The organism is Streptomyces sp. NPDC057950, assembly GCF_042887295.1.
Classification (GTDB): domain Bacteria; phylum Actinomycetota; class Actinomycetes; order Streptomycetales; family Streptomycetaceae; genus Streptomyces; species Streptomyces kaempferi.
The window spans coordinates 64,912-90,707 of sequence record NZ_JBHVPP010000009.1; the positions used below are offsets into that span (position 1 = coordinate 64,912).

24 protein-coding genes and 1 pseudogene are annotated in these 25,796 nt (G+C 73.1%); 12 read left to right on the forward strand and 13 right to left on the reverse strand.

What is annotated here, in order from left to right; translation table 11 throughout:
• Window positions 1-9 precede the first annotated feature (9 nt).
• The 3 genes from ACFVTC_RS16710 (at window position 10) to ACFVTC_RS16720 (ending at window position 4,250) form a co-directional block, all read left to right on the forward strand.
• Window positions 10-1,980: a phosphocholine-specific phospholipase C gene (locus tag ACFVTC_RS16710; protein ID WP_390127516.1), complete on the forward strand. Its 1,971-nt coding sequence runs from the start codon at window positions 10-12 to the stop codon at window positions 1,978-1,980.
• Between the two features lie 240 nt (window positions 1,981-2,220).
• Entirely contained in the window at window positions 2,221-3,630 is a 1,410-nt protein-coding gene (locus tag ACFVTC_RS16715; RefSeq protein WP_390127873.1) for a phytoene desaturase family protein, read from the forward strand.
• A 110-nt stretch (window positions 3,631-3,740) separates the two neighbouring features.
• A complete protein-coding gene (locus tag ACFVTC_RS16720; protein ID WP_390127518.1) occupies window positions 3,741-4,250 on the forward strand; it encodes an O-acetyl-ADP-ribose deacetylase in 510 nt (169 codons plus the stop codon).
• Window positions 4,251-4,515: 265 nt separating this feature from the next.
• Here ACFVTC_RS16720 and ACFVTC_RS16725 read toward each other — a convergent pair whose 3' ends face one another.
• The 6 genes from ACFVTC_RS16725 to ACFVTC_RS16750 form a co-directional block, all read right to left on the reverse strand.
• Complete coding sequence (locus tag ACFVTC_RS16725) at window positions 4,516-6,237, reverse strand: MFS transporter (RefSeq protein ID WP_390127520.1); 1,722 nt, start codon at window positions 6,235-6,237, stop codon at window positions 4,516-4,518.
• Between the two features lie 33 nt (window positions 6,238-6,270).
• Window positions 6,271-6,726: a MarR family winged helix-turn-helix transcriptional regulator gene (locus ACFVTC_RS16730; RefSeq protein ID WP_390127522.1), complete on the reverse strand. Its 456-nt coding sequence runs from the start codon at window positions 6,724-6,726 to the stop codon at window positions 6,271-6,273.
• 145 nt (window positions 6,727-6,871) lie between these two features.
• A complete protein-coding gene (locus ACFVTC_RS16735; protein WP_390127524.1) occupies window positions 6,872-8,731 on the reverse strand; it encodes a M1 family aminopeptidase in 1,860 nt (619 codons plus the stop codon).
• A gap of 383 nt (window positions 8,732-9,114) precedes the next feature.
• Window positions 9,115-9,486: a YybH family protein gene (locus ACFVTC_RS16740; RefSeq protein ID WP_390127526.1), complete on the reverse strand. Its 372-nt coding sequence runs from the start codon at window positions 9,484-9,486 to the stop codon at window positions 9,115-9,117.
• Window positions 9,487-9,523: 37 nt separating this feature from the next.
• Window positions 9,524-10,237, reverse strand: a complete 714-nt coding sequence (locus tag ACFVTC_RS16745) for an SDR family NAD(P)-dependent oxidoreductase (RefSeq protein ID WP_390127527.1) — start codon at window positions 10,235-10,237, stop codon at window positions 9,524-9,526.
• Between the two features lie 202 nt (window positions 10,238-10,439).
• Window positions 10,440-11,363: a LysR family transcriptional regulator gene (locus ACFVTC_RS16750; protein WP_390127529.1), complete on the reverse strand. Its 924-nt coding sequence runs from the start codon at window positions 11,361-11,363 to the stop codon at window positions 10,440-10,442.
• 233 nt (window positions 11,364-11,596) lie between these two features.
• Between ACFVTC_RS16750 and ACFVTC_RS16755 the strand changes: the two genes are divergently transcribed.
• Window positions 11,597-11,899 (forward strand): muconolactone Delta-isomerase family protein, encoded by a 303-nt coding sequence (locus ACFVTC_RS16755; RefSeq protein ID WP_390127531.1) that lies wholly within the window; start codon window positions 11,597-11,599, stop codon window positions 11,897-11,899.
• 208 nt (window positions 11,900-12,107) lie between these two features.
• A complete protein-coding gene (locus tag ACFVTC_RS16760) occupies window positions 12,108-12,710 on the forward strand; it encodes a GPP34 family phosphoprotein (protein ID WP_390127533.1) in 603 nt (200 codons plus the stop codon).
• A 107-nt stretch (window positions 12,711-12,817) separates the two neighbouring features.
• Here ACFVTC_RS16760 and ACFVTC_RS16765 read toward each other — a convergent pair whose 3' ends face one another.
• Window positions 12,818-13,438 (reverse strand): TetR/AcrR family transcriptional regulator, encoded by a 621-nt coding sequence (locus tag ACFVTC_RS16765; RefSeq protein WP_390127534.1) that lies wholly within the window; start codon window positions 13,436-13,438, stop codon window positions 12,818-12,820.
• A 54-nt stretch (window positions 13,439-13,492) separates the two neighbouring features.
• Window positions 13,493-14,854: a hypothetical protein gene (locus ACFVTC_RS16770; RefSeq protein WP_390127876.1), complete on the reverse strand. Its 1,362-nt coding sequence runs from the start codon at window positions 14,852-14,854 to the stop codon at window positions 13,493-13,495.
• 149 nt (window positions 14,855-15,003) lie between these two features.
• Between ACFVTC_RS16770 and ACFVTC_RS16775 the strand changes: the two genes are divergently transcribed.
• Entirely contained in the window at window positions 15,004-16,281 is a 1,278-nt protein-coding gene (locus ACFVTC_RS16775) for a molybdopterin-dependent oxidoreductase (protein WP_390127536.1), read from the forward strand.
• Window positions 16,281-16,775, forward strand: coding sequence for a hypothetical protein (locus ACFVTC_RS16780; protein ID WP_390127538.1), 495 nt, complete (start codon window positions 16,281-16,283; stop codon window positions 16,773-16,775). The genes ACFVTC_RS16775 and ACFVTC_RS16780 overlap by 1 nt, the downstream gene beginning before the upstream one ends.
• A gap of 173 nt (window positions 16,776-16,948) precedes the next feature.
• Here ACFVTC_RS16780 and ACFVTC_RS16785 read toward each other — a convergent pair.
• From ACFVTC_RS16785 to ACFVTC_RS16795, 3 genes and pseudogenes are all read right to left on the reverse strand, one after another.
• A pseudogene (locus tag ACFVTC_RS16785) lies at window positions 16,949-17,815 on the reverse strand (class I SAM-dependent methyltransferase); the annotation flags it as partial.
• Entirely contained in the window at window positions 17,812-18,429 is a 618-nt protein-coding gene (locus ACFVTC_RS16790; protein WP_390127540.1) for a DUF2064 domain-containing protein, read from the reverse strand. The pseudogene ACFVTC_RS16785 and the gene ACFVTC_RS16790, both read right to left, overlap by 4 nt.
• Entirely contained in the window at window positions 18,426-19,160 is a 735-nt protein-coding gene (locus tag ACFVTC_RS16795; protein WP_329291417.1) for a glycosyltransferase family 2 protein, read from the reverse strand. The genes ACFVTC_RS16790 and ACFVTC_RS16795 overlap by 4 nt, the downstream gene beginning before the upstream one ends.
• A 104-nt stretch (window positions 19,161-19,264) precedes the next feature.
• Between ACFVTC_RS16795 and ACFVTC_RS16800 the strand changes: the two genes are divergently transcribed.
• From ACFVTC_RS16800 to ACFVTC_RS16810, 3 genes are all read left to right on the forward strand, one after another.
• Window positions 19,265-20,038, forward strand: a complete 774-nt coding sequence (locus ACFVTC_RS16800) for a response regulator transcription factor (protein ID WP_390127541.1) — start codon at window positions 19,265-19,267, stop codon at window positions 20,036-20,038.
• Window position 20,039: 1 nt separating this feature from the next.
• A complete protein-coding gene (locus ACFVTC_RS16805) occupies window positions 20,040-21,167 on the forward strand; it encodes a sensor histidine kinase (RefSeq protein WP_390127543.1) in 1,128 nt (375 codons plus the stop codon).
• Window positions 21,168-21,341: 174 nt separating this feature from the next.
• Window positions 21,342-22,223: an alpha/beta fold hydrolase gene (locus ACFVTC_RS16810; protein ID WP_390127545.1), complete on the forward strand. Its 882-nt coding sequence runs from the start codon at window positions 21,342-21,344 to the stop codon at window positions 22,221-22,223.
• Between the two features lie 20 nt (window positions 22,224-22,243).
• Here ACFVTC_RS16810 and ACFVTC_RS16815 read toward each other — a convergent pair whose 3' ends face one another.
• On the reverse strand, window positions 22,244-23,140 hold the full coding sequence (locus ACFVTC_RS16815) for a M56 family metallopeptidase (protein ID WP_390127546.1): 897 nt from the start codon (window positions 23,138-23,140) through the stop codon (window positions 22,244-22,246).
• Complete coding sequence (locus ACFVTC_RS16820; RefSeq protein ID WP_390127548.1) at window positions 23,137-23,520, reverse strand: BlaI/MecI/CopY family transcriptional regulator; 384 nt, start codon at window positions 23,518-23,520, stop codon at window positions 23,137-23,139. The genes ACFVTC_RS16815 and ACFVTC_RS16820 overlap by 4 nt, the downstream gene beginning before the upstream one ends.
• Window positions 23,521-23,686: 166 nt before the next feature.
• Between ACFVTC_RS16820 and ACFVTC_RS16825 the strand changes: the two genes are divergently transcribed.
• Window positions 23,687-24,595 carry a YbhN family protein gene (locus ACFVTC_RS16825; RefSeq protein WP_390127550.1) on the forward strand — a complete coding sequence of 303 codons (909 nt, stop codon included), beginning with the start codon at window positions 23,687-23,689 and terminating at the stop codon, window positions 24,593-24,595.
• A gap of 86 nt (window positions 24,596-24,681) precedes the next feature.
• Window positions 24,682-25,515 (forward strand): hypothetical protein, encoded by an 834-nt coding sequence (locus ACFVTC_RS16830; protein WP_390127552.1) that lies wholly within the window; start codon window positions 24,682-24,684, stop codon window positions 25,513-25,515.
• The last annotated feature ends 281 nt before the right edge of the window (window positions 25,516-25,796 follow it).

The following is a 25,796-nucleotide window of genomic DNA, read 5'->3' on the forward strand; positions in this document are numbered from 1 at the left end:
CTTCCTCCCATGACCGAGATCAGCCGCCGCACCTTCATCGGCACCACCGCGGCCGGAGCCGCGATAGCCGCCGGACTCCCCGGCACCGCGGAGGCCGCGGGGCGCGGCACCGGCCACGGCGGCATCGACGACGTCAAGCACGTCGTCATCCTGATGCAGGAGAACCGCAGCTTCGACCACTACTTCGGCACCCTGAGCGGCGTACGGGGCTTCAGCGACCGCCAGGCCACCGTCCTCCCCGGCGGCGACCCGGTGTTCCGCCAGCCCGCAGTGAGCCGCGAGGAGGGCCACCTCCTGCCCTTCCGTATGGACACCACGAAGTACAACGCCCAGAACGCGGGCGGCCTCGCGCACGACTGGGACACCGGCCACTCGGCCGTCAACGCGGGCGCCATGAACAAGTGGGTCTCCGCCAAGGGCGAACGGACCATGGGGTACTTCACGCGGGCGGACATCCCCTACCAGTACGCGCTGGCCGACGCCTTCACCCTCTGCGACGGCTACTTCTGCTCGCTGAACGGCCCCACCGACCCCAACCGCCTCTACCTGTGGACCGGCACCGCGGGCCCCGGCGTGGACGGCACCACCGGCCCGTGGACCGACAACACGCCGGTCACGGACAACCCGGTGGCCGACTGGACGACGTACGCCGAACGCCTGGAGCAGGCCGGCGTCACCTGGCGCGTCTACCACAACCCCGATGGCTCCGACGACCGTTACGGCGACTACGACGACAACGCCCTGTCGTACTTCAAGCAGTTCCACGAGTTCCCCAAGGACGACCCGCGTTACGTCAACGCGATGACGAAGTGGGACCTGACGGCGTTCGACAAGCACTGCAAGGACGGCACCCTGCCCACGGTCTCCTGGCTGGTGGCGCCCTACCTGTTCTCCGAGCACCCGAACGCCGGCCCCGACTACGGCGCCCACTGGGTCGACACCGCGCTGCAGTCGCTGTTCTCCAACCCCGACGTGTGGAAGCACACCGCCTTCCTGGTCATGTACGACGAGAACGACGGCTACTTCGACCACGTCATCCCGCCGTTCCCCGAGCCCGGCACCAAGGACGAGTTCGCGGGAGGCAAGCCCATCGGCCTCGGCAGCCGGGTGCCGCTGTGGGTCGTCTCGCCGTGGTCGCGCGGCGGCTGGGTCAACTCCCAGGTGTTCGACCACACCTCGGTGCTCCGCTTCCTGGAGCGCGTCACCGGCGTGCGGGAGCCCAACATCTCCGACTGGCGGCGCACCGTCTGCGGGGACCTCACCAGCGCCTTCGACTTCACCAAGCCCGACTACAGCATCCCGGGACTGCCCGACACCGTCGCGCTGATGGCCAAGGCGGACGCCGGCAGCTCGCTGCCGGCGGTCAAGGTGCCCGACCAGCAGTCGATGCCCGCGCAGGAGGAGGGCCACAGGCCGCACCGCGCGCTGCCGTACCGCCCGTGGGCCGACGTGAAGGTCGACCGGACCACCGGCGAGGTCACCTGCACCCTGACCAACGACGGCAGCGTCGGCTACCACTTCACCGTCCTGCCGAACACCGCCCTGCCCTTCACCGGCACGCCCTTCACGGTCCCGGCGGGCTCGTCCCGCACCTATGTGTGGGACGCCGCCGGCACCGACGGCCGCTACGACTTCTCGGTGTACGGCGCCGACGGTTTCGTCCGCCGCTTCTCCGGCACCGTCGTCCGCACCGGCCAGGACGACGTGGCGGTGCCTTCGGTGACGGCGGCCCTGCGGCACCCCGGGCGTCCGGAGAACGCCTCGGTGGAGCTGGAACTGCGCAACACCGGCGGCACCGAGGTGGCGTTCACGATCACGCCGAACGACTTCGCCGGCGAGGAGCGGACCGAATGGGTCGGGGCGGGCGACCGCACCCGCGTGTCCTGGCGCACCGACGCGGGGCGGTACGACTTCACGGTCACCGCGGGCACCGGCACCCGGTTCGCCCAGCGCTACGCCGGAGCCGTCCACACCGTGTGAGCCACCGCCGGCCGGGACCGGGCACCGCCGCCGACGGCCGCCTGCCCGGCTCCGGCCCGGCGGCCGGGGCACGCCCCGTACGGGCCGTGACCGGTCCGCGGCCGGTGCGTGACCGGTCCCCGGCGGTTCGCGGCCCGCGCGGCTCGCGGATTCCCACCCCGCGCCGCCGGGCTCGTCGGCCCTCCGGCATATCCTGGTGGCCAGTGGCCGTCGGCGACAAAGGAGTCCGAGGTGCCGTCGATGCTCGATGCCGTCGTCGTGGGTGCGGGGCCGAACGGGCTGACAGCTGCCGTGGAGCTGGCCCGCCGGGGCTTCTCGGTCGCCGTCTTCGAGGCTCGGGACACGGTGGGTGGCGGCGCCCGTACCGAAGAACTGACCCTGCCCGGATTCCGGCACGACCCCTGCGCGGCCGCCCATCCGCTCGGCATCAACTCGCCCGCCTTCCGGGCGATGCCCCTGGAGCGCTACGGCCTGGAGTGGCTGCACGCCGAGCTGCCCATGGCCCATCCGTTCCCGGACGGTACGGCCGCGGTGCTCGCGCGCTCCGTCGCCGAGACGGCCGCCTCGTTCGGACCGCGCGACGCCGGCACCTACCGGCGGCTGGTCGCCCCCTTCCTCCCCAAGTGGGACACGCTGGCCCACGACTTCATGTCCCTGCCCGCGACCGCGCTGCCCCGCGACCCGGTCACCCTGGCCCGGTTCGGCCTCACCGGACTGCCACCCTCCACGTGGCTGATGCGGCGCTTCCGTGACGAGCGGGCCAAGGCCCTGTTCGCCGGGCTCGTCGCCCATGTCATCGCCCCGCTGGACGGCATCGGCACCGGAGCCGTCGGCCTGGTCTTCGCGCTGGCCGCCCACGCCCGGGGCTGGCCGGTCGCGCGCGGCGGCTCCCAGTCGATCTCCGACGCGCTCACCGCCTACCTGCGGGACCTCGGCGGCAGTGTCCACACCGACTACGAGGTCAAGCGCCTCGACGACCTGCCGCCCGCGCGCGCCTACGTCTTCGACACCTCGCCCACCGCGCTCTCCCGGATCGCGGGCTTCGGCCGGTACTACGAGAACTACCGCTACGGGGCAGGCGTCTTCAAGGTCGACTACGCGCTGGACGGTCCCGTGCCCTGGACGGCCGAGGAGGCCCGTACCGCCGGGACCGTGCAGGTGGGCGCGAGCCGCGCCGAGATCGGTGCCGCTCTGCACGCCGTCTCGCGCGAGGGCCGGGCGCCGGACGCCCCCTTCCTGATCACCGTGCAGCCCAGCGTCGTCGACCCCTCCAGGGCACCCGAGGGGAAGCAGGTCTTCTGGGCGTACGGGCACGTTCCCAACGGCTGGACGGGGGACCTCACGGACGCGATCGAGCGCCAGCTGGAGCGGTTCGCGCCCGGATTCCGCGACCGTGTGCTCGCCCGCGCGACCGCCGGCCCGGCCGAACTCGCCGCGCGCAACGCCAACTACGTGGGCGGCGACATCGCGTGCGGCGCCGCCTCCGGACTGCAGCTCCTGCTGCGTCCCAGGCTGTCCCCGTCCCCGTACGGCACGCCGCACCCGGCCGTCTTCATCTGCTCCTCGGCCACCCCGCCGGGCCCCGGCGTGCACGGCATGTCGGGGCACAACGCGGCGAAGGCCGTGTGGCGCCGCCTGCGACAGCCCTGACCACCGACCCGGTACGGACACCGGCGCGGACCGGCGGCACGGACGGCGGCGGCCCGGCGGTGCCCGGAGGACAATGCGGTGAGAACCGCGTATGAGGAGGCCGAGCCGTCATGACCGCCATCACCCTGGTCCGGGGCGACATCACCGGGCAGAGCGTCGACGCGATCGTCAACGCGGCGAACTCCTCGCTGCTCGGCGGCGGGGGCGTGGACGGGGCCATCCACCGCCGCGGGGGCCCCGCCATCCTGGCGGACTGCCGAAGGCTCCGTGCCTCGCACTACGGCAAGGGCCTGGCCACCGGCAAGGCGGTCGCGACCACCGCGGGCGACCTGGACGCGCGGTGGGTGATCCACACCGTGGGCCCGGTCTTCAGCGACACCGAGGACCGCTCGCACCTGCTGGCGTCCTGCTACCGCGAATCACTGCGCGTCGCCGACGAACTCGGCGCGCGCACGGTCGCGTTCCCCGCCGTCTCGGCCGGTGTGTACGGGTGGCCGATGGAGGACGCCGCCCGGGTCGCGGTCCGGACCGTGCGGGAAACGGAGGCGTCGGTCGAGGAGGTCAGGTTCGTCCTCTTCGACGAGCGGGCGTACGAGGCGTTCGCCGCGCAGGTCGGCTGACGGCAGGCGTCTTCCGGAAGGCCGCCGCCCGCCGGTGCCGCGCAGGGCTCCGGGTCGCGGGGCCGCGCGGCATGGGGGCCCGTGCCGCACAGCCGGTGGACCGAGGCGAGCGGTGAACCCGGCGCGGGCCGCGCGAACCCGGCGCAGAGGATGACGCGGGCCGTGCGCCCCCGGCCACCGTGCCGCACCGGGCCCACCGCTCGTCGCCCGGCCGGCCTCCGCGCCGGAGGTGACACGCACGGGTGACGCATGCCGGGCCGGTCGCTCAGGCGGAGGCGGCACGCAGTTCCGCCAGGGTGGCCGCGGTCAGTGGCCGGGGTGCGCTGTCGGGGTCGACGAGGACGACCGGGCAGGCCGCGGTGTGCGTGAGCGCGCTGGTGAAGCTCCCGTCGGCGAACTGCGCCAGCGGACCGCGGGGGGAGCGACCCACCGCGACGGTGCCGGCGTGGACCTCGGCGGCATGCCGGGCCAGGGCCCGGCCCGCGGCGGCGTGGTCGCCGACGCCGGTCAGTATCTGTCCGACGGCCGGGATGCCGCGGGCCGCGAGCCGGTCGAGGTGGGCGGTGACGGCGGAACGGGCCTGGTCCGCGGTCTCGACGTCCACGGCCTGTTCCTCGACCACGGCGGTCTGCCGGACGTGGACGACCTCGAGGGCCGTACCCGCCTCGTGGGCGAGCCGAGCCGCGGTGTCGACGATGGCGGCGGCCCTGTCGTGGGCGCCGACGGCGACGATGAGCGGTGGCCGGTCGGTGGCCGCCGCGGCGCCGACCGGCGTGAGTGTGGGTGCGACGGCTTCGCCCCGGCCCGCCGCCTGTTCGGCCCGGCGGAGCAGACGGTGGCCGCTCGCCAGGACCGGGATGGCCACGACGAAGGTCCCGGCGCCCAGGTAGAAGGGCACGCTGAGGTCGGTCGCGTCGGCGAGCCGGCCGGCGGCATAGGGGCCGAGGCCGCCGCCGATGAAGCGCAGGAAGCCGTAGGCGGAGGAGGCCACCGGCCGCTCGACGGGCGAGACGAGCATGACGGCCTGGGTGGTGAGGGTGTTGTTGATGCCGATGAAGGCGCCGCTGACGACGACCGCCACGATCACCACGCCGGGCGAGTCGACGCCGGCCGCGATGACCGCCATGACGATCCCGAGGCCGAGCAGGTTGGCGTACAGCACCGGGGCGGTCCCGTACCGGGCCTGCAGACGCGGGGCGAAGAACACGCTGAAGGCGGCCACCAGCAGGCCCCACCCGGTGAAGACCAGTCCGAGCTGGTGCGCGCTCAGCTTCATCGGGTAGGGGGCGTACCCCAGCATCGTGAAGAAGCCCCAGTTGTACAGCAGGGCCATGACGCCCATGGTCAGCAGGCCGCGGTGGCGCAGCGCCTTGAGGGGGGCGAGCGGGGTGGTGGGCCGCTCCGGCCTGGGCAGGGCCGGCACGAAGGCCAGGGTCGCGGCCAGGGCGACGGCCATCAGGACGGCGACACCGAAGAAGGGGCCGCGCCAGCTGATGGCGCCCAGCTCGCCGCCGAGCAGGGGACCCACGGCGATGCCGAGGCCGAGGGCGGTCTCGTACAGGATGATCGCGCCGCCGAAGCCGCCGCTCGCGGAGGCGACGATGACGGCGAGCGAGGTGGCGATGAACAGCGCGTTGCCCAGGCCCCAGCCGGCCCGGAAGCCGACGATGCCGTTGATGGAGTCGGTGGAGCCCGCGAGCGCGGCGAACACGACGATGACGGCCAGCCCCACCACCAGGGTGCGCTTGGCGCCGATGTGGCTGGAGACCCAGCCGACGAACAGCATGGCGACCGCGGTGACGATCAGGTAGCTGCTGAACAGCAGGGAGACCTGGCTGGGTGAGGCGTGCAGACCCTCGGCGAGGGCGGGCAGGATCGGGTCGACCAGACCGATGCCCATGAACGAGATGACGCAGGCGAACGCGACGGCCCAGACGGCCCGGGGCTGCTTGAAGGGGCCGGCGGCCCTTCCGTGCGGTTCACTCATGTGCGGTTCTCCGTGGTGTCGCAGGGAACGGGGTCAGGAGCGGGAATGGCGGTCGTCGATGACCCGGGCCAGGGCCGGCAGCGCGACCCGGACAGCCCGCTGTTCCGGTTCGGTCAGGTCCTCGATCAGCTGCCCCAGGGCGTCCGCGCGCTCGGTCCGTCGCCGGCGGAACACGTCCAGGCCGTCGTCGGTGGCTTCCACGAGCACGCCCCGGCCGTCGCTGTGGTCGGCGGTGCGCCGGACCAGGCCCGCGCGTTCCATCCGGGTGACCAGCTGCGTCATGTTCGGCTGGGAGACGTTCTCGGCCCTGGCGAGCTCGGTCAGCCGCTGCGGCCCCTCCCGGCCGAGCCGGCTCAGTGCCGAGGAGGCCGCCGTGCTCAGACCGCCGGTGACGGCGCTGCGACGGACGTATCGGACCAGCCGCTCCACGGCGATCATCAGGTCCTCGGCCGGCGCCGGTGTGCCCGTGTCCATAACCCGCTTATGCATAATCGCATCATGCATCTAGATGTAGAGGGAAACAACATCGCGTCGCGAGCGCGGGCGGGTGTGTGTTCGCGGCTCGGGTCCGCGCCGCCGTCGGTGCGCCGCGGGGGACGCCGGAAGGCGCCCGCCGCGGCGGACCGGCCGGCTGTCAGCCGTCGATGCGGTGCTGGGTCCAGAACGAGGTCAGGTCCGTGGTCGTGGCGGCCTGGGCGGCGGCCTTGAACTCGGACGTCGTCGAGACGCCGTACCAGTGCGAAGTGGCGTAGTCCTTCAGCAGTTTGGCCATGACCGTGTCGCCGAGCACGCGCCGCAGGTCGTGCAGGGCGCACTTGCCGTAGCCGTACACGACCGTGGAGTACCGGGACGAGTGGGCGTCCCAGTAGGCCATCGAGTTGGTGATCTTCTCGGCGCTCGAGGCCCAGGAGACGCTGCTCCAGCAGCTGGTGCCGGTCTTGTTCTGCGCCAGGTCGGTGGCGTAGTCGGTGAACGCCTCATCCAGCCAAGGGCTGTTGTACTCGTCGTCGCCGACGATCCCGTAGAACCACTGGTGACCGATCTCGTGGGTGAGCGCCGTGGTGCTGACCAGGTCGAGGACGAAGCCGGGGTACTCCATGCCGCCGAACCAGTAGTTGTTGTCGATCACCGCGTCGAGCTCGCCGTACGGGTACGCGCCGAAGCGCGCGGCGTGGGCGTCCACCGCGGACTTGGCGGTGGAGAGCATCGACTGGGAGTCGGAGGAGCTGATGCCGGAGACGGAGTAGATGTTGATCGCGGTGCCGGCGGGGGAGGTGCCGGAGATCTTGCTGAACGGCCCGGCGGCCCAGGCGAAGTCACGGACCTTGGCGGCCGTGGCCGTGGTGACCGTCCGGCCGCTCGATCCGGCGGTGTCGACCGAGGTGCCGGTGGCCGGGACGAGGAGGCTCGTCGGGTGGTCGAGGGTCACCTTGAAGTCGGCGGCCAGCGAGTAGAAGGACTCGCCGTTGTTGGTGTACGGGTCCAGGTGCCAGCCGGCCGCGTCCTTGACCGCCAGTACGGGCAGTGCGTTGCCGATGTTGACGAAGGCGCCGTCGTAGCCGAAGCGGTCGGCGCCGCTGGGAACGGTGATCCCCAGGTCGAAGCCGATCGTGGCGGTCTGACCCTGCGTCAGGGGTGTCGACAGGCCGATCCTCAGGGCCGTGCAGCCCACCGAGAGGGCGCCCGCCGTGCCACCGGTGACGTTGCTGACCGTGATCGGCGTCGCGGAGCAGGTGCCGTGGTAGTTGTCCCACAGCCTCAGATACACCTCGCTGAGCGCGGTGGAGGAGGCGTTGGTGAAGGTCGCGCTCTCGTGACCGGTCCAGACGGTGCCGCTGGTGTTGCTGCTCAGACTGACGGTGTACGAGGGTGCGGCCGGCGTCCGGGTGGAGTCCGCGGGCGGAGTGGTGGCGCCGGAGGTGTCGAGGGCGACGTCGTCGAGGACGAAGCTCGTCCTGAGGCTGGAGTCCTCGGTGCCGGTGAAGGCGATCGTCACGGTCTGGCCCGCGAACGCCGAGACGTCGAAGGACTTCTGCGCGTAGCCGGTGTTCTTGTTGAGGTTCGAGTACGTCGCCAGCGTCGTGCTGCCGACCTTCGCCGTCAGCTTGTCGTACGCGGTGGACGTCGTCGTCTCGGTGGTGTCGATGTGCAGCCAGAAGGTGAGGGTGGCGGAGCTGCACCCGGACGGGATGGTGACGCTCTGCGAGAGGGTGTCGGTGTGCGTGCTGCCCACACCGTCCAGCCAGGCGAAGGAGGTGCCGCCGTGGGCGGTCTGGCCGGTGCGAGAGGTGATCACGCTGGTCGACGACTGGGTCCAGGGCGAAGTGCCGCTCTCGAAACCGCCGTTGGTGACCACCTGGGCGGGGGTGCAGGCGTCTGCCGAGGGGGCGGTGGGCGGCGCGGCCGACGCCGGGGCTCCGGGGAGCAGGGCGGCGGCCAGTGCGACGACGGCGAGTGCGGCCGTCGCGAGGGCCTTGTGGGGGGTCGGTCTCACACGAACTCCTTTGAGGCGGCCGGGATTCCGGCCTGCTCGGTGGCCGCCCGCCCGGCTCGGGTGCGCCGGAGGGCAGCCGGGACTGCGCGGATCGCTCGCGCGATCGCGAGGGTGTGATTTCTGCCGCGTCCCCCTGGGGTCAGGGCGACGGCTGCCGGAAGCCTGGCAGATTTGACCGGGTCATGCCATCCGTGGTGAGTAAAAGTCGTGTCGACCGGACGTGCGGGGGCCGAGGCCCGAAAGGGGCGGGGACGCCCGCCGAGGCCCGGCGGGGACGCCGAAGGCACGGGTGCGCCGTCCTGTCTGCCCGACAGGACGGCGCACCCGTGCCTTTGCCGCGGCCCGCGCCGGCGACCGCCGCCGCGGGCCAAAGCCCTTGCGGGTCAGGCGAGTTGTGAGACCTGGTAGTGGCCGATCCGCCAGCCCTCGTCCGTGCGCTCGACCAGCACACCGAGGGTGAGGCTGACGGTGGGCCGGTCCGCGAAGGAGAAGTCCGCGGCCAGGTAGCCGAGTACGAGGTGGTCGGCGGGACGCCGGGTCTCGAGGATCCGGTACGTGACCGCCATCCCGAGCGGCTGCGAGTCGTAGTACGCGGCGACGCCCGGTCTTCCGACGCTGTACGGGCGCAGCCCCTGGAAGATCGCGTCCTCGGTGAACTGGGCGGCGACCTGCTCCGGTTCGTGGCTGTCCACGCCGGCCTTCCACCGGTCGAGGACGCCGCGCAGGATCGCCTCACTGTCCGTCGTGCTGTTCATCGGGCTCCTTCCCTCGTCGTGCCGTCGTCGTGCGGACTCAGTGGCCGGCGCTCATGCCGCCGTCGACGTGGAGGATCTCGCCCGTGACGAAGGGGGCGTTCTCGAGGTAGATGACGGCGTCGGCGATGTCGCTCTCCTCGCCCATGCGGCCGACGGGGTGCAGGGAGGCGAGGACCTCGTGGGACTCCGCGGGGTGCATGGGCGTCTTGATGGTGCCGGGGGAGACGGCGTTGACGCGGATGTTGCGGGTGGCGTACTCGATGGCGAGCGACTTGGTGGCGGACTGGAGACCGCCCTTGGTCAGGGAGGCGAGTACGGAGGGGACGTTCGAGTCGGCGTTGTCGACGAGGCTGGTGGTGATGTTGACGATGTGGCCACCGCCCTGCTCGAGCATGTGCTCGACGGCGAGCTGGGTGAGACGGAAGAGGCCGGTGAGGTTGATGCCGACGACCGTGGCGTAGTCGTCCGCGGTGTAGTCGGTGAAGGGCTTGGCGACGAAGACGCCGGCGTTGTTGACGAGGGTGTCGATGCGGCCGAAGCGTTCGATGCCGGCGGCGATGACGCGCTCGGCGGTGGCGGGGTCGGCGATGTCGCCCTGGACGGTCAGGATGCCCGCGTCGTTCGAGGGGGCGATGGTGCGCGAGGTGGCGACGACCGCGTAGCCGAGCTTGCGGTAGGCGTCGGCGATGGCGGCGCCGAGTCCCTGCGAGGCACCGGTGACGACTGCGACCTTCTGGTCCTGAGAGCTCATGATGACTTCTCCGAAACGTGTGGTGAGGGTTCCTCGACCGATCTCCGATGGCCAGTTCCATTGCTAGCCGACCGGTCGACTATTTGGACCGTAGGGTGCCCGGAGGGGGAAGTCAAAGTCCCACGGGGGTCGAGCCGGGACGGGTTTCCTCCCAGTTGGTAGGCGCAGCCTCCCAGCCCAGGTCGGAAGGGGGCGGGTGGACTCAGCGCCGGTGCGGATCGCCTTCGGGCAGCCAGCAGTCCGGGGTGTCGAGGCCGAGGTCACCGACGTCGGCGCAGAGGGCTTCGGCGGCGGCCAGGACGGCGGGCCGGTCCTCGTTCTCGCGCTGGACCAGCGACCAGGTCCAGTGGATCCGGGGCGCCACGACGGGGCGCTGGACCAGGTCGGGCGGCAGCGGAGTGGTCTGGCCCTTGGGGGAGTTGACGACCGGACGGCCGCTGCGGCGGACGTGGTCGAAGAACGCGGGTCCGGTGATGCCGCCGTCGGAGATCCGCACCGCGCGGGCCCCCGTGTCGCGGGCCAGCAGTTCGGCGTAGACGTTCCAGGACGACCAGGAGGTGGCGTCGTCGTCGAGGAGCACGGCGGTGTCCACCGCCGCCACCTCGCCGGTGTCGTCGCCCGCGGATACGGCGTAGAGCCGGTCGGCGCCGAGGAGGCGGGCTTGCAGGCCGCGTTGCCGCAGGTCCTCGGTGCGCACCCAGCACACCGCGAGGTCCAGGCTGCCGTCGGCGACCCGGGCGGCCTGGGTGTGCGAGGGGGCGATCCACGCGTCGAGGTGGAGCCGGGCCACTCCGGCGGTGCGGGCGGTCAGGTCCGGCGGGAGCCAGTTGACGTAGCCGAGTCGCACCGATTCCGATCCGGAGAGCCGCTCGGCGCAGCGCTGGAGGTCCTCGGCCCGTTCCAGCAGCGCGCGGGTGTGCGGGAGCAGGGCCGCGCCGGCCGAGGTGAGGGAGACCGAACGGCGGTCGCGATCGAACAGTCGTACGCCCAAGTCGCGCTCGAGCGCCTTGATCTGCTGCGACAGGGAGGGGCCCGCGATCAGCAGGCGTTCGGCGGCCCGGCCGAAGTTCAGCTCTTCGGCGACGGCGACGAAATACCGCAGTTGGCGCAGTTCCACGTCCGTCATGCTACGTCGCTGCGAGGCCGCGCCTCCCAGCGGGGAGGAAGCCGGTCGTGGCGCCGTCCCGACGCCGGACGGAGGATGAGGGCAGGGAGGTACGGGGTCTTGGAGCCATGGGTTCCTGGGCCCAGGGTTCCTGGAGCCACGGGTCCTGGCGTCACGGGCTCTGGAACCCGCGGGCGTCCCTTCATCCACGGCGTTCCGGTACCCGCCGGACCCCCACCGAGCGGAGCGGGATCATGCGAGAGTTCCTGGTCGAGATCACCACCACGATCCCCGAGGGCACCAGTCAGGACGAGGTCGACCGTCGGCGCGCCGCCGAAGCCGTCAGAGCCCGGGAACTGGCCGCCGCCGGCCGGCTGGCGCGGCTGTGGCGCCCGGTCGGTGAGCTGCGCAGCCTCGGCATCTGGCTGGCCGAGGACGAGGAAGAACTCCACGAGAAGGTGCTCGGCACCCTCCCGCTGCGTCCATGGATGAGCCTGAACGTCACCGCCCTGGAGTCCCACCCGAACGACCCGGGCCGTACCGCCACCGAGTCCTGACGGGGCCGCCACCGCGTCCACGGGGGCCGTGCCGCCGTGCGGGCCCCCGCGCATGCCGCCGTGCTGCGTATCGGCTTCCCGCACCACATGGTGGTAATACGGGATGCCGCCCCGTACCGGCGGGCGGGCCGTCGGTGTACGCGCGGCGCCGCCCGTGTGCCGCCGATGCCTGCCACTCGCCACCGATGTCTCTGACGTGGAGTCCGTCATGACCACACCGCAGGATCTGTTGATCATCGCCTTGGACGTCACGTCCAGCCGCGACATCGGGCAGGGCGACCTGTCGCTGGCCCTCGCGGGGGCCGAGCTGGTCGACCTCATCGAGGCCGGGGCCCTCACCCTGGACGATGACCGCATCGTGCCCGGCGCGGCATGGACCCCGGACGACGCCCTGCTGTCGGAGGCGGTGTCGTCACTCGTCCGGCAGGAACCGTACGAATCGGTCGAGGACTGGCTGTGGCGCCGGGGGCGTGACCTGTTCGCGGCCTATCGGGCCGCCGTCGAGGCGCAGACACCCCTCGCCGCCGGTCGCCGTCGCTGGAATCCGCTGCGCGGCGGGCCGGCGGAACGGGCCGACTCGCCGGCCCGGCGCCGCGCGGAGGACCGCTGGTCGAAGGGCGATCCCGTCCTCGTCGGGCTGGCGGCCGCCGTGGGCATCGAACACCCGGACGCGGAGAGCGCAGCCCCCGCCGACGAGGCGGTCGGGACGGTCCTGGACGCCGTGCACGACGCGGAGACGGAACTCGAAGCCGTACGGCAACGGCGCAGCATCGAGAACGCGGCCTTCGACAACATCTGGCGGGCCCCGTGACGACCGGGCACCGACGGCCGGTGAGCTGAAGACCGGTACGCGGAGGGCGGGACCGTGGGCCCCCCTTCAGGAGGCCCGCCTCGCGGCCGGTCGCGGGCGTGAGCGGGTCAGACCGCGGCCACGGCCTCCCGGGGCGGACGCGCGCCGAGCAGGGCCAGGCAGTTCGCCCACAGCGCGCCCAGCCGGTGCGTGTTGTTGTAGAGCTTGGCGAACAGCACCTGCCCCTCCAGCTGGGCGACCACCGCCCGCGCCGCTTCCCGGGCGTCGGCCACGACGACCTCCCCGCGCCCGAGCGACTCACCGACGACCGAGGCGACCATCTCGACCTGCTCGTCGAAGATCTCCTGCAGCCGGGTGCGGATCGCCTCGGTGTGGTTGCTCATCTCCAGGGTGAGGTTCCCGAACAGACACCCCGAGACGGTGCCGCAGCTCTGCTGCCCGGCGAGCTGGCCGGCCTCGGTCGCCTCGAACAGCAGCCACAGCCGCCGCAGCGGATCCTCGTCACCGTTCAGGATCCGCGCCCAGGCCCGCCGCTGGCCGGTCCAGTGCTCGTCGATCACGGCCAGGGCGAGCGCCTCCTTCGACTCGAAGAAGTAGTAGAAACTGCCCTTGGGCACACCGGCCGCCTTGCAGATCTCGGCCACGCCCAGGGCCGAGTAACCGCGTAGCTCGATGAGTGCTTGCGCGGTGCTGAGTATCTTCTCGCGGGCGTCGCTGGTCCGTCCCATGGAGTCAGTGTACGACCGGTCGTCTACCCGCGTCCGTCCCCCTCGGGAAAGCGGTCACCAGCCGGTCAGCAGCAGATGGTTCAGGAGCAGCGCGAGGGCGCCCTGGGCGGCGAGCCAGACACGCGGCCGGGGCAGCAGGGCGGCGGCCGGGAGCAGCCACATCGCGAAGGGCAGCCAGATGCGTTCCGTCTCCGCCTTGCTCATCCCGGAGAGGTCGGCGGCGAGCAGGGCGAGCAGGGCGGCGAGCGCGAGCAGGGCGAGACGGGGTTCGGCGGCCGGCAGCCGCAGGCAGCGGCGGACGCCCCCGCGCACCGGGGCCGCGCCGGCCCGCCGCAGGCCCGCCACCGTCGCCGGGCCCACGATCAGCACCGTGCACGCGAGGTTCGCCCACACCCAGTAGCCGTACGGTCTGACCCCGCCGACTCCCTGGTAGTAGCGCGTGACCAGCAGACGGTACGCCTCCCACCAGTCGAAGCCGAGCAAGGTGAACACCACCGGCACCACGGCGGCTCCGGCGACGACGTAGGGGAGGGGCCGCAGCCGTCGGGAGCCGAGCAGCAGCACGGCGCCGGCGATCACCGCGTACAGCACGAGCCCGTACGACAGATAAGCGGTGAGTCCGAACAGCAGCCCGGCGACGAGTCCCGTCGCCCGCGGGCGGGAGCCGGTCACCGCGAGGGCGAGGAACGCGACGGCCCAGGTGGCGACCGCCGCGAAGTACCCGTCCGCGGAGGCGCCCACCCAGACGGCGGCGGGCGCGAGGACGAGGAAGGGGGCGGCGCGGCGGGCGAGGGCCTCCCCGGCCAGCACGCGCACGGCGACCAGTACCGCGGCCGCGGCCGTCGAGCCGACGGTGACGCACCACGCGCCCGCCCAGCCCCCGCCGCCCAGACCGATCCGGTCCAGCAGCACGAAGGTGAGGGTGGCCCCGGGCGGGTGTCCGGCGATGTGCGCGGGCCAGGGCGCGGGGGACTGGCTCACGATGTGGTGGGTGAAGTCCCGCAGGGTCGCGGGGATGTCGTGGAAGCGGTCGATGACGGTGAGGTACTCGTTCGTGGTGGTCAGCCGGCCGGCGATGCCGCGCTGCCAGCCGTCCACCAGCGCGAGGGAGAACGTCCAGGCCGTCGTGGCGCCCCAGGCGACGCACAGCAGCGGGCGCCAGGACAGCCGCGCGGCGAGCGCGGGGCCGTACGCCACGACGGCGACGGCGACCACGACGGCGGCCGGGGTACCGGGGCCGACGTGCGGTTCCCACCGCGCGAACAGGGGAGGCCATCCGACGAAGAGCGAATGGTCGCGGCGTTGGACGGCGGTGCCGACCAGGGCGGCCGCCGTGACGAGCAGTGCGGCGACGAGGACCGCCGACAGGTCGAGAAGGAGATCGCGGAGCGGGCCGCACGGATGGTCGGGGGAGATGTCGCGGGGACGGTCGCGGAGAAGATCGCGGTTCACACCGGCACGGTAGGCCGCGCACACCCCGTTGATGCCGCCACAGGGATGGACGTCAGGCTTTCGTCATGGTTCGAAGACCCTTTTGGGGGCCTTCTCCGCCCTACGGTCGGGGCATGCCACGGCCTCCCCTCCTCCCCACCTCGCCCGCGTTCTGGCGCAGTCCCGTGCGCGGCCCCTGGTTCACCTCCGTGCTCGGCATCGTGCTGCTCGGCGGGATCACGGTGCTGTTCCTGACGGGACTGCTGTCGTACGCCGCCTACAACCCGGACCTGGCCCCGGTGAACGACCAGACTCCGGACAAGGGTCTCCTCGGCTTCTATCTCTTCTCGTGGCCGACCCACCCGTCGTGGCTGTACCGGCTCACCCAGGGAGTCCACGTCACGCTCGGGATCACCCTCGTCCCCGTACTCCTGGCGAAACTGTGGTCGGTGGTCCCCAAGCTGTTCGCGCTGCCGCCCGCCCGGTCCCTCGCCCACGCGCTGGAGCGCGTCTCGCTGCTCCTGCTGGTCGGCGGCGCGCTCTTCGAGTTCACGACGGGCGTGCTGAACATCCAGCTCGACTACCTGTTTCCAGGCTCCTTCTACCCGTTGCACTTCTACGGGGCCTGGGTGTTCATCGCCGCCTTCGTCGCGCACGCCGTACTGAAGACACCCGCGGCCCTGCGCAATGTGCGCCGGATGCGCGCCGAGAACGGCGAACCCGATACAACCACCGCCGAACATCCCTCGGAGCAGGACGAGTTGGTGTCACCGAACCCTGCCGAACCCACCGTGTCACGACGTGGCGCCGTGGGGCTTGTGGGCGGCGGGTCACTGCTCCTGTTCGTGACGACGGCGGGGCACAGCTTCGACGCGCCGCTGCGGCAGACCGCGGTGCTCGCCCCGCACGGCGGCTCCGAACCGGGCTCGGGGCCGGGCGGGTTCCAGATCAACAAGACGGCCCGCTACGCCGGGATCGACCCGCGCGAGACGGGTGAGGACGCCTGGCGGCTCGTCGTCGCCGGGCGCACCGGCACGGTCCGGCTGAGCCGATCCGACCTCCTGCGACTGCCCCTGCACAGCTCGGCGCTGCCCATCGCCTGCGTGGAGGGCTGGTCCACCTCCGACCAGTGGTGGCGCGGGGTGCGGCTGCGGGATCTCGCGTCACTCGTCGGCTACGAGCACGGCACGGCGCCCGACGTGCTGGTGGAGTCGCTCCAGCGGCACGGGGCGTTCCGCCGGGGCGCCCTGCGCCACAACCAGGTGCGCGATCCGCGTTCCCTGCTCGCCCTGTTCGTCAACGGCGAGGACCTGACCCCCGACCACGGCTACCCGGCGCGCGTCATCGTTCCCGCGGCGCCCGGCGTGCTCAACACCAAATGGGTGGCCCGGATGACGTTCGGAGACCTGTGATGAAGCGATACGCGACTCCCGCCGGGCGGCCGGACGCGGTCCGCCGGCCGCCTCTGGGCAGTCCGCTGCAGATCCTCCTCCTGGCCTGCTCCTTCGCGCTCGCCGGGTACGCGGGGGTGCGGCTGCTCGCCGGTGACTGGTTCGGCGTGACGCTGTGGTTCGTGGGCGCCGCGCTGCTGCACGACCTGGTGCTCGTGCCGTTGTACGCGGGCGCGGACCGGGTTCTCGCGCAGGGGCTGCGCGCGGTCGGCCGCCGGGAGTGGACGGTCTACGTCCGTGTCCCGGCGGCCTTCTCCTGCCTTCTGCTGCTGCTGTGGTTCCCGCTGATCAGCGGGCAGATGGCGGACCGCTACCGGTCCGCCACCGGCCTGGCGGGGGACGGCTTCCTGACCCGCTGGCTGCTGATCACGGCGGCGCTGTTCGGGGGTTCCGCGGTGCTGCTCGCGCTGCGGCTGCGCAGGGCGACGAAGGAGCGGCCGCCGGTCGACCAGTGACCGTCGGGGTGCCAGCCGGCGCGGCGTGCGTGCCGGAGCAGCGCCGGGGTGCCCAGGCGGGCCCAGAGGAAGGGCGTCCCGGCGGCTCCCCGGCCGTCGGCGACGCGCACCCGCACCCGTTCGTCGACATCGACGGGCACCGTCTCGACGATCAACAGCCCGCCGGGTGTCAGGAGTTGGCCCATGCGGTCGAGCAGGGCGGCGGGGTCGCCACCGATCCCGAGGTTGCCGTCGATCAGGAGCGCGGTGCCCCAGCGGCCCTCTCCGGGGACGGACTCGAAGACCGACCGGTGCAGCGCCTGTCCGCCGAGCCGGACGGTGTGTTGGACGGCGGCCTCGCTGACGTCGATGCCCAGGGCCCGCCGCCCCTGTGCCGCGAGTGCCGCGATCAGCCGGCCGGGTCCGCACCCCACGTCGAGCACGGCCCCCTCGCAGCGCCGCAGCATCTCCAGATCCGCGGTGTCGGCGCGGGCACACCACCGCTCCACCTCCAGCGGCAGCAGCCAGCCGTCGGTCCGGCGCAGATAGAGGGGGCCACGACCGACCCGCAGCGCGTCCGCGTACGGATCGCTGGACCAGGAGGCGTCCCGGTCGCCGGCCGGCGGCGCAGGGGAGGCGCCGGACGCGGCCCGCCGCGCGAGGCCATGATCGGGGACGCGTGGGAGGTGGGATCGGGGGTGGCGTGGGAGGTCCGGTGCGGGGTCGGGCGCGGGGGGCGCGGTCGGGTCGGGCTCGGGGTGCTCGGGGTGCTCGGGGTGCTCGGGTTCGGGCCGCCCCGCGAGGCCGGTTCCGGGTCGTGCCGGCGCGGCCTGCGACGCGCGGCCCGTGGGAGCCGGGGTTCGGCCCGTCGCGCCACGCGCGCCCGCGGTCGGGACCGCGGGCGCGGGCGGCGGCGTACGGCCCGCGCGGCCCGCGGTCCGGCCCTCCGTGGCATCGATGGTCCGGCCTTCCGTGGCATCGATGGTCCGGCCTTCCGTGGGACCGGCGGTGGGGCTTCCCGTGGCGCCGGGGGCAGAGGCGAGTTCGCGTGCCGTGCTCATCGCCCGGCCCCCGCTTCGAGTCGGGCGAGCTCGGCGGCGAACCGTCCGCGCGGCGCCGCGGCGGCGACGAGCCCGGCGTCGTACGCCGTGTCGACGTCCCGCAGACACGGCAGATCGCGGACACGCAGCCCCGCCGCGGTCAACCGCTCCCGCTGCGCCGCGCCGGTGGCGGCCGTCGACATCGGCACTCCCCGCACCAGGTCCGGGTCGGGGACGGCGAGCCCCAGCGCCCAGAAACCGCCGTCCTCGGCCGGCCCGAAGTACGCGTCGCAACCGGCGAAGTCCACGGTGAGGAGTTCCGGCGTCACCTGCGGGGTGTCCATGCCGATGAGCAGCGCGGGTCCGGCGCAGTCCGCGAAGGCGGCGGCCAGCCGTTCGTCCAAGTCACCCCCGCACTGCGGTACGACGTCGATGCCGGGCGGCAGCCAGGGACCCGGTGCGCCTTCGAGGACCAGCACGCGGCGTCGCGCGGGCGTCGCCGCGACCGCGAGCAGGGTGTCCACGAGTGCCGCCTCGGCGAGCGACGCCGCCTGACGGGGCGTGAACGGCGGGGTGAGCCGGGTCTTCACCCGTCCCGGCCGCGGTTCCTTGGCGATGACGAGCAGGGTGCTCACGGGGTGGTTCCTCCCGGGGACGGGGCGGGGGCGCGGGACGGGGCGGGCGGCTCGGCCAGCACGCGGCGCATGTCCCGTACCGCCTGCCAGGTGCCACGCCAGGTACCGGTGACCTTGGAGGCCCCGGTGCGCGGGAGATACGGCACGTCGTGCTCGGTGACGCGCCAGCCGGCGTCGGCGGCGCGGACGACCATCTGCAGCGGATAGCCGCTGCGGCGGTCCGTGAGGCCGAGGGCGAGCAGCGGTTCGCGGCGTGCGGCCCGCAGCGGACCGAGGTCGTGCAGGCCGAGTCCGGTACGGCGGCGGAGCATCCGGGCGAGCGCGAGGTTGCCGGCCCGCGCGTGCGCGGGCCACGCGCGCCACCCCTGCGGGCGTCGGCGCCCCAGCACCAGGTCGGCCGTGCCGTCGCGCACCTCGCGCACGAAGGGGACGAGCAGGGACGGGTCGAGGGAGGCGTCGCAGTCGCAGAAGCACACGATGTCGGCGGTGGCCGCGGTCAGTCCGGCGTGGCAGGCGGCACCGAACCCGCGGCGCGTCTCGCGCACCACGGTCGCGCCGAGGCCGCGGGCCAGTTCCGCGGAACCGTCCGTGGACCCGTTGTCCACGACCAGCGCGCGCCAGCCGGACGGAATGCGGGCGAGCACCCAGGGCAGGGCCTCGGCCTCGTTCAGACAGGGCAGCACCACATCGACTACGGGGTCCGCCGGGGGAGAGGTCGTCACGGCTCTCACCCTACGAACACGAAAGAGACATATAGGGCTTCGGCTCCTTACGAAACGCGGACGTCGAGCGGGGGAGGGCCGCACGGCGCCGGGGCGGGTGGGAGGCTGAAGCCATGCATGAGCCGTACGAATCCGCAGGTACCGGACCCGACGCGGTGCCGGGCGCCGCGACCGCCCCGGCGGGCCACGGGGGCACGGCGCGTGTCCTCGTCGTCGACGACGACCCCACCGTCGCCGAGGTCGTCTCCGGCTACCTCGACCGAGCGGGCTACCTCGTCGACCGTGCCGCGGACGGGCCCGCCGCGCTCGCCCGTGCCGCCGCGCACTGGCCCGACCTGGTGGTGCTGGACCTGATGCTGCCGGGGATGGACGGTCTCGAGGTGTGCCGGCGGATGCGCGGACGCGGTCCCGTGCCCGTCATCATGCTCACCGCGCGGGGCGACGAGGACGACCGGATCCTGGGCCTGGAGGTGGGCGCGGACGACTACGTCACCAAGCCGTTCAGCCCCCGCGAACTGGTGCTGCGCGTGGAGTCCGTACTGCGCCGGGCGCGCCCCGCCACCGCCGCGCACCCGCTGCACGCGGCCGGCCTCGGACTTGATCCGGCCGCCCGCCGCGCCACCAAGGGGAGCGTCGAACTCGCGCTCACGACAAGGGAGTTCGATCTCCTCGCCTTCTTCCTCCGCCACCCCGGACGGGTGTTCAGCCGCGAGGACCTGATGCGTGAGGTCTGGGGCTGGGACTTCGGCGACCTCTCGACGGTCACCGTGCACGTCCGGCGGCTGCGCGGGAAGGTCGAGGACGATCCGGCGAGGCCGCGGTTGATCCACACGGTGTGGGGCGTGGGCTACCGCTTCGACGCCACGAAGTCGACGGAGGCGGTCTGACATGCGTGACATGCTGCTCATCGCCCTCTGCGCCTTTCTCGGCGCCGCGGGGGCGGGCCTGCTCGGCGCGGGCACCCTGTGGCTGATCCGGCGCCGTTCGCTGACGGCGTCCCTCGCCGTGGTCGCCGCCGTGGGGGTGACCGCGATGCTCGCGGGGACACTCGCCGTGGCGTGGGCGATGTTCCTGTCCTCGCACGACCTGACCGTCGTCACGACGGTGGTGGCCATGGCGGCCGTCGTCTCGCTGGCCACCGCGCTGCTGCTGGGCCGCTGGGTCGTGGCGCGCAGCCGGGACCTGACGCTGGCCGCCCGCTCCTTCGGCGACGGCGGTGACTTCGCGGCCCCCGGCGGTCCGGCGACTGCCGAACTCGCGGCCCTTGGACGCGAGTTGGCCGCCACCAGTGTGAAGCTCGCCGAGTCACGGGACCGCGAACGGGCCCTGGAGACCTCACGCCGTGAGCTCGTCGCGTGGATCTCGCACGACCTGCGCACCCCGCTCGCCGGGCTCCGCGCGATGTCGGAGGCGCTGGAGGACGGCGTCGCCGCCGACCCGAACCGCTATCTGCGCCAGATGCGTACCGAGGTCGAACGGCTCAACGACATGGTGGGCGACCTCTTCGAACTCTCCCGCATACACGCGGGGAGCCTGGCCCTGTCCCCCTCCCGTGTCTCCGTGTACGACCTCGTGGGCGACGCACTCGCGGGTGCCGACCCGCTCGCGCGCGAGTACGGTGTGCGGCTGGTCGGCGACCGCGTCGAGCCGGTGCCGGTCGAGGTGGACGGCAAGGAGATGAGCCGTGTCCTCGGCAATCTCCTCGTCAACGCGATCCGGCGGACACCGGCCGACGGTACGGTGGCGATCGCGGCGGAGCGGTCGGACCACGGTGTGGTGCTGTCCGTCACCGACGGCTGCGGGGGCATCCCCGAGGAGGACCTGCCGCGCGTCTTCGACACCGGCTGGCGCGGCAGCCACGCGCGCACCCCGCCCGCCGGGGCGGGTCTGGGCCTGGCGATCGTGCGCGGCATCGTGGAGGCCCACCAGGGGCGGGCCGCCGTGCACAACGTCCCCGGCGGCTGCCGCTTCGAGGTCACCCTCCCGCTGGCGGGCCCGGCTCTGTCGGCGCGGTGACGCACGTGACGTGCTGTGACGTGCGGTGACATGAGGTCTCGGCCGATCCGCCACCGGACGCGCCGCCGGGCGGCGCGGACATGGCGGCAGCGCGGACACGGCGGGCACCGCGAGGGCGTCGGGCATCGCGAATACCGGGTGCGCGCGGACGGGGGGCGCTGCGACACTCACGGCATGTCGATCATCGAAGTCGCGCCCGGAGTGTCCCTCGCTTACGAGACGTTCGGCGACTCCTCGGATCCGGCGGTCCTGCTCGTGATGGGCTTCGGAGCCCAGATGATCGCCTGGCACGAGGACTTCTGCCGTGCGCTCGCGGAACGCGGCCGCCATGTGATCCGGTACGACAACCGCGACTGCGGGCTGTCCACCAGGTTCGACGACCACCCCGTCGACGTGGGCCGGTTCATCGACGCCGTGAGCTCGGGCGACATCCCGTCCGCCCTCGCGATGGTGCCCTACACCCTCCAGGACATGGCCGACGACGGCCTCGGCCTGCTCACCGCGCTCGGGATCGAACGCGCCCACGTGGTCGGCTCCTCGATGGGCGGCATGATCGCCCAGACGATGGCCATCAGCAGTCCCGCACGGGTGCTGACCCTGACGTCGATGATGTCCTCGACCGGCGAGCCCGACTACGGCCGGCCCAGCGACGAGGCCCGAGCGGCCCTCTTCGGCCCGAAGCCGGCGGACCGGGAGGGGTACGTGGCGGCCGCGGAAAGGGAACTGGTGTGGGCGTCCAGACGCTACGGCGACGTCGCACGCCTTCGTGAACTGGCCGCCGAGAGCTACGACCGCGGCCACCACCCCGCCGGAGCCGGGCGGCAGCTCGGCGCGATGATCCTCGGCGGCTCACGCGCCGACGGGCTCCGCGGCCTTCGCGTCCCGACTCTGGTGATCCACGGCCTGGACGACACCCTGATCGATCCCAGCGGCGGACAGCGCACGGCCGACCTGGTGCCCGGAGCGAGGCTCGTGCTGCTCCCCGACATGGGACACGACCGCCCCCGCGAACTCTGGCCCGAGATCATCGACGCCGTGGACGCGCACACCCGCTGAGCGCCCTGAGCGGTCGCGCCCTAGTCCGGCAGCGACTCGCCCAGCAGGCGCAGCAGATCGCCGGTGGCGTCCAGGGCGCCGAGCGCGGACAGGGCGGCGAGTGCCAGTACGGCCACGCCGATGGACCACAGGTTGGGCGGCGGAGCCGTCTGCAGCGCGGCGATCCGGCGGGTGACGGCGTGCTCCGAGAAGTTCAGCGCGCAGCCCGGCCGGGCCCGTTGGGCCACCAGGGCGGCCCGAGCGAGGGCGCGCGCGGTGGTACGTCGGTCCCCGACGCTGCGCGCGGCCTCCTCGTCGGCCCAGCGCTCCACAAGGAAGGCGACGGTGGCGCGCACCGGCTCCAGCACCGGGTTGGCCGCGGCGGCCAGGGTCACGGCGGTCGACAACGCCGAGTGCCGGTGGGTGAGATGGGCGCGTTCGTGGGCCAGCAGGACCCGCCGCTCCGCCGGTTCCAGCGCGCCGAGCATGGCGGACGTGACCAGGATCCGGCCCGGCGTCCCCGGGATCGCGAAGGCCCGCGGGGTCGAGGACGCGGCGACGACGAGTTCGCTGTCCGCGGGGTGCCCCTCGCACAGCCGTTCAAGGACGCGGCGGGTCGCGTAGTGGGTGCGCAGGGCCCGTACGAGGCGGAAGGCGATCAGCCAGAGAAGGGTGATCGCGGCGACGGCGATCGCCACCGGTACCGGCTCGGGCAGGCGCCGGCCCGCCTCGCCGGTCTCCGTGGCCACGAGCGGCGCCTCGTTGACGAGGGTGGCGGCGAGCAGGAGCAGCGCCCAGGTGGAAGCGGCCGCGGTCAGCACGGCCGCGACGGTGAGGACGCGGGCGGCCGGCGCGGGGGAGATCCGCCGGCCCACCTGTGCCGCTGCGGCCGTCAGCAGCAAGGGCAGGAAGAGGGGGATGTAGACGTCGATCCTCACGGTCCGCTCCCCCCGAGGAGATCGCGCAGGGCTTCTTCCTCCCGGGGGCTCAGCCCGGTGACGAACTGCTGGAGCGCCGCGATCGGGTCCGGCCCGCGGTCCAGTGCCTCGTGCATGGCCTCGGCGGTCAGTTCTGCCGCGTTCTTGGCGGGCCGGTACGCGCCGCGCCGGCCGTCGACGTCACGCAGCACCAGACCCTTGTCGTACAGGCGTTTGAGGATCGTGTGCACGGTGTTGTAGGCCAGGCCACCGCCGATCTCGCTCTGTATCTCGGCGGGGGTGAGGGCCTTGTCGGTGGCCCACAGGGCGGCGAGCACCTCGCTCTCCAATGCGCCGGCGCTGCGCCGTTCCGCCCTCCCGCGAGGGTCTGTGCCAGCCATGTTCGCCACCTTACAGCGCGTAGGGGTGCGGACGGTGGTGAGGACTTACGGAGTGCGCCCCCACCCGTTTCACTTCGATCTGCCCTTTTTCTCCTGCGACTTCCCTCTGTCACCCTACGTCTTGTAGGGTGGAAAACCCTACGCTCTGTAGGGTGAAAGGTGGACGATGGTCAAGACCAGGAGGGTCCTCCCGCACGCCGCGCTGACACTCGTCGTCCTGGTCGGCGCCGCGTATCTCGCGCGGTACCACTGGCCGGTGATCCGGACCGGGACGGGCCGGCTGGCCGTCGCCGACCACGGCTGGCTGTTCGTCGCGGCCGTCGCCACCGGGGGGACCTGGGTGTGCTCGGCACTCGCCCAGCAGGGCGCGGTGACCCGGCCGCTGCCCACCGGGCGGCTGGTCGCCGCCCAGTTCGCCGCGTCCGCCGCCAACCATGTGCTGCCCGCCGGTCTCGGCGCGGGCGCGGTCAACCTGCGCTTCCTGACCCGGTGCGGACTGCCGGTCGCCCGGTCGGCGACCGCGCTCGGCGTGAAGGCCACGGCCGGAGCCGTGGCGCGCGCCTTCCTGATCGCCGTGCTCGCGACGGCCTGCCCGGGCGTACTGCGCCTCCCGGGCGTCTCCGTGACCGCCGTCGCGGTCTCGGGCGCCGTGGCCGCGACCGCCGTCGTGCTCCTGCGGGGACCGCTGCGGCGGGCGGTGCGGGCCGTCCTGGCGGACGTGCGTGCCGTGCACGGGATCCCGGCCCGCGCCGCCGCGCTGTGGGGTGGCTCGCTGGCCTTCGCGGCGCTGCACGCCACCGTGGTCGTCGCGGTCGCCCAGGCCCTCGAACTGCCGCTGTCACCCGCCCGGGTGGCGCTGGCCTACCTCGCCGCGAGCAGCGCCGCCGTCCTGCTGCCCACCCCCGGCGGAATCGGCTCGCTGGACGCGGCCCTCGTCCTGGCCCTCACCCTGACCGGAGCGCCGGGCGTCGCGGCGGCGTCCGTCGTCCTCGGCTACCGGCTGCTGACGGTGTGGCTGCCACTGGTGCCGGGCCTGGTCGTGCTGGCGGTACTGGCGCGTCGCCGGGTGCTCTGAGCGCCCGGGGCGCCCTCGGCCGGGGTCCGAGTGGGCCACCGCGCAGTCAGGATGCTTTCAGGATCCCGCTGGCAGGGTCGGGTCCCATGACTGAGACTTCCGAGACGTCCGGGGCGTACGCGCACACCGGTGCCGCCCCCGGCCACCGCCTGCGCTGGAACAAGGTTCCCGAGGTCACCGCGTACTTCTGGATCATCAAGGTGCTGTGCACCACGGTCGGCGAGACCGCGGCGGACCTCCTGAACGAGAAACTGGGCATGGGCCTGACCGGCGTGTCGCTGCTGATGAGCGCACTGCTGGCGGCGGTGCTCGTGGTCCAGTTCCGCACCAAGGCATACAACCCCGGCGTCTACTGGCTCGCCGTGGCCCTCATCAGCGTCGTGGGCACCCTGATCAGCGACAACCTGACCGACAACCTGGGCGTACCGCTGACCACCAGTACCGCCGTGTTCTCCGTCGCCCTCGCGATCGTCTTCGCCGTCTGGTACCGCCGCGAGCGCACGCTGTCCATCCACAGCATCGACACCGTGTCGCGCGAGGCCTACTACTGGCTGGCGGTGCTGTTCACCTTCGCGCTGGGCACCGCGGCCGGTGACCTGGTCGCCGAGAAGATGGCCCTCGGATACTGGGTCTCGGCCGTCCTGTTCGGCCTCGCGATCGCCGCCGTGGCGGTCGCCCGCTTCGCGCTCGGTCTGAACGCCGTCCTGGCCTTCTGGATCGCCTACATCCTGACCCGGCCGCTCGGCGCCTCGATCGGCGACTACCTCTCCCAGCCCACCGGCGACGGCGGCCTGGGCTTCGGCACCGTGATCACCAGCGCGCTGTTCCTGGCCGTCATCCTGGCCCTGGTGGTGTACCTCGCGACGACGCGCAAGGACGTCACCCACGCGGAGCCGTCGCCGAGCCCCCGGGAGAGCTGACCGACCCGCCTGCGGGAAGGGCGACCGGCGGCCCCTGCGGGAACGGCGACCGGCCGGCCCTGCGGGAAGGGCGACCGGCCGGCCCTGCGGGAAGGGCGACCGGCCGGCCCTGCGGGAACGGCGACCGCCAGCCCCTGCGGGAACGGCGACCGCCGGCCCCAGCGGGAATGGCGACCGCCGGCCCCAGCGGGAATGGCGACCGCCGGCCCCAGCGGGAATGGCGACCGCCCGGCTCTCCGGAGAGGGGACTCCTGGGTGGAGAGGCGAGCCCTCAGCCCGCG

Bases quoted from the DNA above. Each gene is read 5' to 3' on its own strand.
- ACFVTC_RS16710 (WP_390127516.1), top strand. From the start codon at position 10: ATGACCGAGATCAGCCGCCGCACCTTCATCGGCACCACCGCGGCCGGA.
- ACFVTC_RS16715 (WP_390127873.1), top strand. From the start codon at position 2,221: ATGCTCGATGCCGTCGTCGTGGGTGCGGGGCCGAACGGGCTGACAGCT.
- ACFVTC_RS16720 (WP_390127518.1), top strand. From the start codon at position 3,741: ATGACCGCCATCACCCTGGTCCGGGGCGACATCACCGGGCAGAGCGTC.
- ACFVTC_RS16725 (WP_390127520.1), bottom strand. From the start codon at position 6,237: ATGAGTGAACCGCACGGAAGGGCCGCCGGCCCCTTCAAGCAGCCCCGG.
- ACFVTC_RS16730 (WP_390127522.1), bottom strand. From the start codon at position 6,726: ATGCATAAGCGGGTTATGGACACGGGCACACCGGCGCCGGCCGAGGAC.
- ACFVTC_RS16740 (WP_390127526.1), bottom strand. From the start codon at position 9,486: ATGAACAGCACGACGGACAGTGAGGCGATCCTGCGCGGCGTCCTCGAC.
- ACFVTC_RS16745 (WP_390127527.1), bottom strand. From the start codon at position 10,237: ATGAGCTCTCAGGACCAGAAGGTCGCAGTCGTCACCGGTGCCTCGCAG.
- ACFVTC_RS16750 (WP_390127529.1), bottom strand. From the start codon at position 11,363: ATGACGGACGTGGAACTGCGCCAACTGCGGTATTTCGTCGCCGTCGCC.
- ACFVTC_RS16755 (WP_390127531.1), top strand. From the start codon at position 11,597: ATGCGAGAGTTCCTGGTCGAGATCACCACCACGATCCCCGAGGGCACC.
- ACFVTC_RS16760 (WP_390127533.1), top strand. From the start codon at position 12,108: ATGACCACACCGCAGGATCTGTTGATCATCGCCTTGGACGTCACGTCC.
- ACFVTC_RS16765 (WP_390127534.1), bottom strand. From the start codon at position 13,438: ATGGGACGGACCAGCGACGCCCGCGAGAAGATACTCAGCACCGCGCAA.
- ACFVTC_RS16775 (WP_390127536.1), top strand. From the start codon at position 15,004: ATGCCACGGCCTCCCCTCCTCCCCACCTCGCCCGCGTTCTGGCGCAGT.
- ACFVTC_RS16780 (WP_390127538.1), top strand. From the start codon at position 16,281: ATGAAGCGATACGCGACTCCCGCCGGGCGGCCGGACGCGGTCCGCCGG.
- ACFVTC_RS16800 (WP_390127541.1), top strand. From the start codon at position 19,265: ATGCATGAGCCGTACGAATCCGCAGGTACCGGACCCGACGCGGTGCCG.
- ACFVTC_RS16805 (WP_390127543.1), top strand. From the start codon at position 20,040: ATGCGTGACATGCTGCTCATCGCCCTCTGCGCCTTTCTCGGCGCCGCG.
- ACFVTC_RS16810 (WP_390127545.1), top strand. From the start codon at position 21,342: ATGTCGATCATCGAAGTCGCGCCCGGAGTGTCCCTCGCTTACGAGACG.
- ACFVTC_RS16820 (WP_390127548.1), bottom strand. From the start codon at position 23,520: ATGGCTGGCACAGACCCTCGCGGGAGGGCGGAACGGCGCAGCGCCGGC.
- ACFVTC_RS16825 (WP_390127550.1), top strand. From the start codon at position 23,687: ATGGTCAAGACCAGGAGGGTCCTCCCGCACGCCGCGCTGACACTCGTC.
- ACFVTC_RS16830 (WP_390127552.1), top strand. From the start codon at position 24,682: ATGACTGAGACTTCCGAGACGTCCGGGGCGTACGCGCACACCGGTGCC.